The 7,346-nt window shown below is 60.1% G+C and carries 6 protein-coding genes and 2 tRNA genes; 4 read left to right on the top strand and 4 right to left on the bottom strand.

Annotated elements, in window-relative coordinates:
- Nucleotides 1-67: 67 nt before the first annotated feature.
- Both JZY06_RS05905 and JZY06_RS05900 read right to left on the bottom strand, forming a co-directional pair.
- Nucleotides 68-556 carry a single-stranded DNA-binding protein gene (locus JZY06_RS05905; RefSeq protein WP_207119113.1) on the bottom strand — a complete coding sequence of 163 codons (489 nt, stop codon included), beginning with the start codon at nucleotides 554-556 and terminating at the stop codon, nucleotides 68-70.
- Nucleotides 557-961: 405 nt separating this feature from the next.
- A complete protein-coding gene (locus JZY06_RS05900; protein WP_377768849.1) occupies nucleotides 962-3,172 on the bottom strand; it encodes a cytochrome c oxidase assembly protein in 2,211 nt (736 codons plus the stop codon).
- A gap of 265 nt (nucleotides 3,173-3,437) precedes the next feature.
- Between JZY06_RS05900 and JZY06_RS05895 the strand changes: the two genes are divergently transcribed.
- Nucleotides 3,438-3,511, top strand: a tRNA-Arg gene (locus JZY06_RS05895).
- Here the strand turns inward: JZY06_RS05895 and JZY06_RS05890 are convergent.
- On the bottom strand, nucleotides 3,500-3,685 hold the full coding sequence (locus JZY06_RS05890) for a hypothetical protein (protein ID WP_207119109.1): 186 nt from the start codon (nucleotides 3,683-3,685) through the stop codon (nucleotides 3,500-3,502). The two genes, JZY06_RS05895 and JZY06_RS05890, sit on opposite strands and share 12 nt — an antisense overlap.
- 148 nt (nucleotides 3,686-3,833) lie before the next feature.
- The gene (locus JZY06_RS05885) at nucleotides 3,834-4,679 is read right to left on the bottom strand and encodes a hypothetical protein (protein WP_207119107.1); all 846 of its coding nucleotides are present in this window, start codon (nucleotides 4,677-4,679) and stop codon (nucleotides 3,834-3,836) included.
- A 638-nt stretch (nucleotides 4,680-5,317) separates the two neighbouring features.
- Here JZY06_RS05885 and cmrA point away from each other — a divergent pair.
- The 3 genes from cmrA to JZY06_RS05870 all read left to right on the top strand — a co-directional run bounded on the left by cmrA (nucleotide 5,318) and on the right by JZY06_RS05870 (nucleotide 7,183).
- A complete protein-coding gene (gene cmrA / locus JZY06_RS05880; protein WP_207119105.1) occupies nucleotides 5,318-6,118 on the top strand; it encodes a mycolate reductase in 801 nt (266 codons plus the stop codon).
- Nucleotides 6,119-6,384: 266 nt separating this feature from the next.
- Nucleotides 6,385-6,993 carry an oligoribonuclease gene (gene orn, locus JZY06_RS05875; protein ID WP_377768848.1) on the top strand — a complete coding sequence of 203 codons (609 nt, stop codon included), beginning with the start codon at nucleotides 6,385-6,387 and terminating at the stop codon, nucleotides 6,991-6,993.
- A 114-nt stretch (nucleotides 6,994-7,107) separates the two neighbouring features.
- A tRNA-His gene (locus JZY06_RS05870) sits at nucleotides 7,108-7,183 on the top strand.
- Nucleotides 7,184-7,346 lie beyond the last annotated feature (163 nt).

Genomic DNA, 7,346 nt, shown 5'->3' with positions numbered 1-7,346 from the left:
TGCGGGGTTTGGCGATTCAGGTGGTGACCGGCGATTGCCGACTGGCCGCCGGCAAGCACCGGGATACCTAGAACGGCGGGGTTGTGTCGGAGTCTTCCCCGCTAGCCGCCTCATCCGGGCGGTAGCTGGAGGTGTCAACCCAACTGCGGTCAGTGTCGGCGGCGGGAGTCTCCCCGGGGACGGCTTCCTTGACTGTCTGGCCGGGACAGACGCTGTTGGTCAGGTAGCGGGCCAGATCAGCGCCGATGTGTTCGGCTTTGACAATGATCTGGGAACGGGAGTTTCCTTCCGCATCCTTCCATTCGCTGCTGGTCAGCTTTCCGCTGACAATCACCGACATTCCTTTGACAAGCGACCGGCGGGCGTTTTCGGCCAGCTTGCCGAAACAGTCGACCGAGATGAACAGGTTGTTGCCCTCGGACCAGTTGCCGTTGGCATCTTTGTAGCTGTAGTTCGAGCACAGGCGGAATTTACAGACGCCGTTATCGGCGCTGAACTGGTGGTAGACCGGATCCGTGCCAAGATTTCCGATCAGGGTGACTGGGGGTGTGCGCATGGTGATACTCCTTGACGGTTGCCCAACAAGCCGCGGGGTGCAGCAGCCGGTGGATGCGATGGTCGCATCAGATGCGGCGGGAACCGGTGACTGTGTGGTTGTCGCGGCTGCACCCCCATGTCACCGCGGATCGGTCCACCGCAACACATGACAGCACATGTGCTTGTTAGTAACTGTCCGGCGCGTCCGTTATCCACAGACACCGGCCCCACCGGGCGTGACAGACCAGTACCCGGGCGGTTACCGCAGGCCCACAATGACAGCCCCACCCCCACCACGATGCGGGCACACACCGGCATGTGCCCGCGGCCCACCGGTGAGGCGCCGATACACCAGGGAACCGACCAGCTCCTGCCCCACAATCACCACGCCTGCCGCAGCACTCGGTCAGCTTGTGCGCCGACCCTATTCGCGGCCACGGCGGCCACCGTGCTGCTGGCGTTCCCATTCGGCGTATTCCTCAGGGGTGAGATCGGTGAATTTTTTCCCACCCGGCGGGATGGGGGGAACACCGGGAATCGGCCGGTCGATTTCGGTTCCGGACACCGGTGGTGCACCGTCGACACGGAAGAAGGAACCCGCGCGGTGCTTCTTTTTCGGCCCCGGTGTCAGCTCCTTGTGGAAGTAGGATTCAATGTCCTCGCCGCCGCTGTGGTCACTGCCGGATAGCCGGGCCAGCATGCGGTTGTATTCCTCCATGTCGGCATCCCCGGTGGCGTCGGCGTACTCGTCGTAGTTTTTCTGTTCCCTGCGGTCTTCCCGGTACCACTCCCAGAAGACCACACCGAAAACAATCACCAGCGGGAACTGTCCCGAAGCCCAGGCGATACCGCCGCCGACGGCCTGGTCCCAAGCCAGGTCAACATCCCAGGGAAGCCCCAGGTTGGAGTAGAAGCTCTCGGCCATGATGTGCCCGGTGTGGATCAGGGTGATACCGAAGAACAAGTGGAAGGGCATCGAGAAAATCAGCCACGCCCCGCGCGACATGGCGCTGCGTTCCACCGGTTTCGGATCCTGGCCGATCAGTTCCCAGTAGTAGATGTAGCCGGACCACAAAAACACGATGTTCATGCCCAGGTGGCCGGCGTGCTCCCACACAATGAAGTCGTAGAGCGGGGTGAGGTACAAAAGATAGAACAGCACCACAAACTGGACAGAGTTGATGTAGGGCTGCATCTGCCAGCGCAGCAGCGGGTTGTCGGTGAATACCCGCAGCCATTCCCGCGGCCCCGGAATTCCCGGCGGCCCCGGCCTTATGGCCCGGTCCCACAGGGTGAACGGCGCCCCCAGCACCCACAGCGGGGGAACTCCCATGGTGAGGATCATGTGCCCGATCATGTGCATGGAGAAAGTGGCGGGAATGTTCATGCCGATCCCGGAGCACATGGTCAGCCCCAGCAACACACACCCGGAGATGAACCAGGCGGTCAACTGCCACGGCCACTTCTCACCGCGGGCTTTCAGCCGCAGCACACCCCACAGGTAGGCGAAAGCGAGCAATACGGCGATCGTGCCGAAGGCGATATCGAAACGCCACATCGTCCACACATTCCAGAATGTCGGCTCCTTGTAAAGCTTGTAGCCGAGCTGGATGTCCATGGTGTTGATGTCTGCGACGATCGGCGGGGGCGGCGGGGTCCGCGACAGTGAGATCGCCACCCCGACTACAGCGCACATCACCAACACTTCACCGATGGCCACCCGACGAAAGTACCGGTCGTTTTTCTCGTCTGCCTCGATCTTGGGCAGAGTGGCTGTGCGGTGCCAGAAACCAAATAGCGCCAGCACAACAATCCCGCAGGCTTTGGCGAACATCAGCCAGCCGTAGCCGGAGGAAAACCAGCCGTCCCACGGGATCCGGATGGCAGCATTGATCACCCCGGAGATCGCCATGCCGATGGTGGACCACAGGGCCAGGGAGGAATAGCGGCGGACGGCCAGCGCCATATGGGTGCCACGTCTGCGACCGTGTTGGATCAGCGCCATAAGCCCACCGACCCAGAACACGAAAAACAGCAGGTGCCACAAATAGGAGTTGGTGCCGTAGTCGTGGTCGCCACCGGCCGCGGAGTGCCCTTCCAGGCCCAGCGGAATAATCCCGCAGATAGCTCCGAACAAGGCCAGCGGCTGGAAACACCAGCGGTTGGACAACACTGCCCCAATCGCGGTGGCAAAAGCTATGAGGCCGACGGCGAAAAACGCCAGCGATGTCGACACCTGCTCGATGGCGACCGGCCAGTTTCTCAGCTTGATGGTTTCAAACAGCGGTTCGCCCGACACATCAGACAGGTACAAGGGGACCAGCAGCATCGCACACAGTCCGTAGACTGCGGCCGCTATTGCCCCGGTGCGGGCCGCGAGCGTGCCGTCCACATCAAGCCTGGCGTGAAGAAGATCGACTTTGTCGGCATCTTTCGGCGGAGTCAGAAAGGAACTGAAAAGAAAAGATCCACCCGACAGCGCCGCCATCATCAACGCACCGGAACGGATGAACGGCAACCCGGCGGTGGTCACTATGCCAGGATCGGAAATGCCCAAAGCCTGGAGTGACTCGGCGAGAAATCCGTAGGAGATTGCTGCACCGACGGCACCGGCCGCCAGAAAAAACAGCACCATCAACACGCCGGAGCCACGGGGCCGCTGACGAGGGTGCACCAACTGGCTGTTGCCAGGCGAACCCGGGGCAGCATCCTGCAACTGGTCAGGGGTCTTCGACATGGCCCCAAGGGTAGCCGCCGATGTCGGCCACCAATAACACAGCCCCACTGACCGGCTGGCGTCACCGTCGCCGATCAGGCCGAAGATCCGGCTTGTTGTGAAACCCGGGCGACCATGATGTAACATTTCCTGCGGTGCAACCGGACCACCGGTGACCACCATTGCCCCCGTAGCTCAGTGGATTAGAGCATCCGGTTTCTACCCGGTTGGTCGTGGGTTCGAATCCTACCGGGGGCGCTTTTTCAGCAAGCCCTTTGCCAGCTCTTCCAGCTGGTAGAGGGCTTTTTGTTTAAGCCGTGCCGCTGTCGTCAGTGTGAGCTGTGTCGGGCGAGTTTTGCCGCAGAAATGTTTCGGGTGCGCCTGGTGTAGCTCCAACTTGATATTCCATGCGCGCCCGGGTGATGTGAACATGAAAAAACGTCGGCCCCCTTCCAACCACACGAAGTGGGTTGAAGGGGGCCGACATTTGAGCGATTTTCGTCCTGCTACCGACTTTTTGTTGGGCCGGAAACAGGGGGTATTACCACCCGGTAATCGTTAGTGTCTTACAACACAGTGATTACTTGGCGATGCCCTTGACCGGAGCCGGGGCCGGGGCCGGAGCCGGGGCCGGGGCCGGGGCCGGAGCAGCGGGCTTCGGCATCATGGTGGGCAGGAAGTTGGTCACAGCGTAGTAAATACCGGCCAGGAGAGCGATAACGCCAACAGCAATGCCGACTTTCTTCAGGGTGTCGTCTTTGTTGCCGTCTTCGGTAGTGGTGTTGCCCTCAGCGGCTTCACCCTCAGCGGCTTCACCCTCAGCGGTTTCGCCCTCAGCGGTTTCACCCTCGGTGGTTTCGCCGTCCTTCTTGTCAGCCTTGTCCTTGTCAGAGGAACCCAGCTTGGCGGAGGAACCCTTGTCGCCGTCCTTCTTGTCGGAGGAGCCGAGAGCTTCCTTGATCTTGCCCAAGATGTCGGTTTCTTCAGCCTTGGACTGATCCTCGCCCTTGGCAATGGCATCCAGCTTGTCCTTCATACCCTCAGCCTTCAGAGCGTCGAAATCGACGTCCTTGAGGAGGGAATCATAATCGAGGGCCTCGATTGCTTCGGCGCATTTCTCAGGATTGGCGGCCCCGGCAGCAGCTTCGATGGTCAGCCAGGTCTTCTTTTCGCCTTCCTTAGCCCCGGCGTTGACCTTGATGGTCACGCCGTTGGAGCAATCGCCCGGCTTGTCTTTGGTGCCCTTCAGCTCACGGATCTGCTCAGCGAGCTTGCTGAACGCGCTGTTGTCGGAGTCCTTTTTAGCGGTCCCGGACATGCTGGAGGAACCGTTCTTGTCGGCGTCCGCAGCATTTGCGGGGGTGATCATGGCCATCGGCATTGCGACAACGAGGGCGGCGGCGATGGCTTTATTCTTCAGCTTCATGAAAATCCTTAAAAAGATCGGGGTTTTTGCGACTTTTTCCCCGGCAGCCTGTGTATCGGGCTGTTCCGCTGGCGTGCGGTACCGGGAAAGGTCCGTCCTGGGTAGGTTCACGGTCCTATCCCAAGTATCTACATGGACCTGCCGGACGTTACATTCCTGTATCCGGCGGGTAGAGCGGACTTTATCAAAAGATCCGGCACCCGCGAGCGCTTTTCACTGGAAGTACCCCGCCACCCTCGCGCAACAAACCCGGACCTAACAATTCAAACAAATTTGAGCCTCTGCTACCGGGTGGGACGGTAATCCAAGGCCGTAACCCACCACAGGATGGATCTCTCCTTTTCCCGCAGCAAGACAGCCCTTTTGTGAAGCTTAGTTAATCCTTACCTTAGGTTAATTTGGCAGGAAAAGGATGAGGCCGGGATAAAATTCAGACTGTTAATAGAGCAACACTTCAGCACGGTTGTGAGTTCAGACACTATGCCTGGCTACGCTGCCGCCATCAACCATTTTCGGGTGCCCCTCCCCGGGGCTGAAGTACAGTGGTTTTTGGGCCGCTGCGCTGGTTGATCTGTTGTATCGACGGGACTCCGGTTTTGTGTGCGCCATTTCGTTGACCCCATCCGAAAGGAACGGTTTTGTCCCTCCCCGCCCCCTTACCCGATGCCCGTGCCGTTGTGACCGGAGCCAGCCAGGGCATCGGCATGGCCATGGCCCGCGACCTCGCCCGGCTCGGACATAATCTGCTGCTGGTCGCCCGACGGAAGGAAGTTCTCGAGAAATTCGCCGCTGAACTCACCGACCGCTACCGTGTCACCGTCGATGTGCGCCCCTGCGATCTGGCCGATGCAAGACAACGGGCGGAATTGATCACCGAATTGGAACAGATACCGGTGTCAATCATCATCAACTCCGCGGGAATCGCCTCCTTCGGCCCCTTCAAGGACCAGGATTGGGACTACGAGGAAAAACAGTTCTCCCTCAATGCCACGGCAGTATTCGAACTCACCCACGCTGTCCTGCCGGGGATGCTCGAGCGCCAATCCGGCTGCATTCTCAACGTTGGTTCCGCGGCCGGCAATATGCCGATCCCAAACAACGCCACCTATGTGTTCACCAAAGCCGGGGTGAACGCCTTTACGGAAGCGTTGCACTATGAGCTCAAAGGCACCGGGGTGACCTGCACCCTGCTGGCTCCCGGCCCGGTTCGTGAGGCCGCCAAGCCGGAAGAGGAGCTGTCAATCGTCGACAAAGTAGTCCCCGGTTGGCTGTGGACGACATACGAGACCTGTTCCCGGCAGACCCTGGAAGCCATGGCAAGCAACAAACGGCGGGTGGTTCCCGGCCCGCTGGGCAAAACCATGGACTTTGTTTCCCAATTCGCGCCAACCGGTGTGATCTCCCCGGTCGCAGGCTGGTTTTACAGCAAGATGGCTTAACCAACCAGTCAAACTAAACCCCGCACAACTCCCAGCAGCCGCGGTGACTTGCGCCCGGCGATTGCCGGAGCACCATTTATCCCACCTCCCGGGTGACCACACAACAGGCACGCACACTCACCAGAGCTGTTGTTGCCGATCACCCGGGACCGATCCCGAAAGCTATGTCCAAACCCGTGAGCTTCCCTTCAGATTCCGGTACCGCCGCCCCCTCCGACGATTCACTCAGCCGCGCCCATGACCGGCTGGTGTGGATTGATTTGGAGATGACCGGCCTCGATCCCGACACCCACGTCATTGTCGAAATTGCGGCCCTTGTCACCGACGCCCACTTGAACGTCCTCGGCGAGGGAGTTGATCTGGTGGTGCACGCCACCGATGAAGAGCTCTCCCGCATGAACGACTTCGTCACCGACATGCACACCACCTCCGGGCTGATCGACGAGATCAAAGCCTCCACGGTCTCTCTGGCGGAAGCCGAAGACATTGTGGTCGACATGATCCGCTCCCACTGCCCCGACGAACATCTTCCCCCTCTGGCCGGCAATTCCATCGCCACCGACAGGGCGTTCATCAAGGCGCACATGAAAAAACTCAACAGCGTCCTGCACTACCGCATGATCGACGTCAGTTCGATCAAGGAACTCACCCGCCGGTGGTATCCGAAGGCCTACTACGGGCAGCCGGGCAAAGGCATGGCGCACCGGGCCTTGGCAGACATCATCGAATCGATCCGGGAGCTCGACTACTACCGCCGCAGCGTGTTCCTCCCGGAGCAAGGCCTATCCCCCGACGGAATCGAACGGGCCACCACCGAGTCGATCAACCGTTTTGCACCGCTGCTGGAAGGACAACCGAACTTCAACCAATCGTGAACCCCCTGGCTGAGCAGCGATAAGAGACCCGTTTTTTATTTCCCTGCACCTGTGGGTTACTATATGTTGCGCTGCCTGCGAGCCGGTTACGGTTCTCACAGCAGGTGGGCAATGGTGGCTGTAGTTCAGCTGGTAGAGCACCAGGTTGTGATCCTGGGTGTCGCGGGTTCGATCCCCGTCAGCCACCCCAATATCATTGAAAACACCCTGCGACCAACCGGTCGCAGGGTGTTTTCCTTTTCCCGTCCCACCACAGTGACCAGGCGGAAAACCATCGGGAGTGGAACCCGCAGCACTTGAAAAAGCCCCGAGTTTCCACGCTTCGCCCTCCCCCAGCAGGCCCAAGGCCCCGC

Origin of the sequence: Corynebacterium mendelii (genome assembly GCF_017307055.1) — a bacterium.
In the GTDB taxonomy this organism is placed as follows: domain Bacteria; phylum Actinomycetota; class Actinomycetes; order Mycobacteriales; family Mycobacteriaceae; genus Corynebacterium; species Corynebacterium mendelii.
Note: the sequence above shows the minus strand (reverse complement) of the source record. Positions and strands in the feature narration are given on the sequence as shown.

Coding starts and splice junctions, on each gene's coding strand:
- JZY06_RS05905 (WP_207119113.1), bottom strand. CDS start 556: ATGCGCACACCCCCAGTCACCCTGATCGGAAATCTTGGCACGGATCCG.
- JZY06_RS05890 (WP_207119109.1), bottom strand. CDS start 3,685: ATGTTCACATCACCCGGGCGCGCATGGAATATCAAGTTGGAGCTACAC.
- JZY06_RS05900 (WP_377768849.1), bottom strand. CDS start 3,172: ATGGTGCTGTTTTTTCTGGCGGCCGGTGCCGTCGGTGCAGCAATCTCC.
- JZY06_RS05885 (WP_207119107.1), bottom strand. CDS start 4,679: ATGAAGCTGAAGAATAAAGCCATCGCCGCCGCCCTCGTTGTCGCAATG.
- orn (WP_377768848.1), top strand. CDS start 6,385: ATGACCGGCCTCGATCCCGACACCCACGTCATTGTCGAAATTGCGGCC.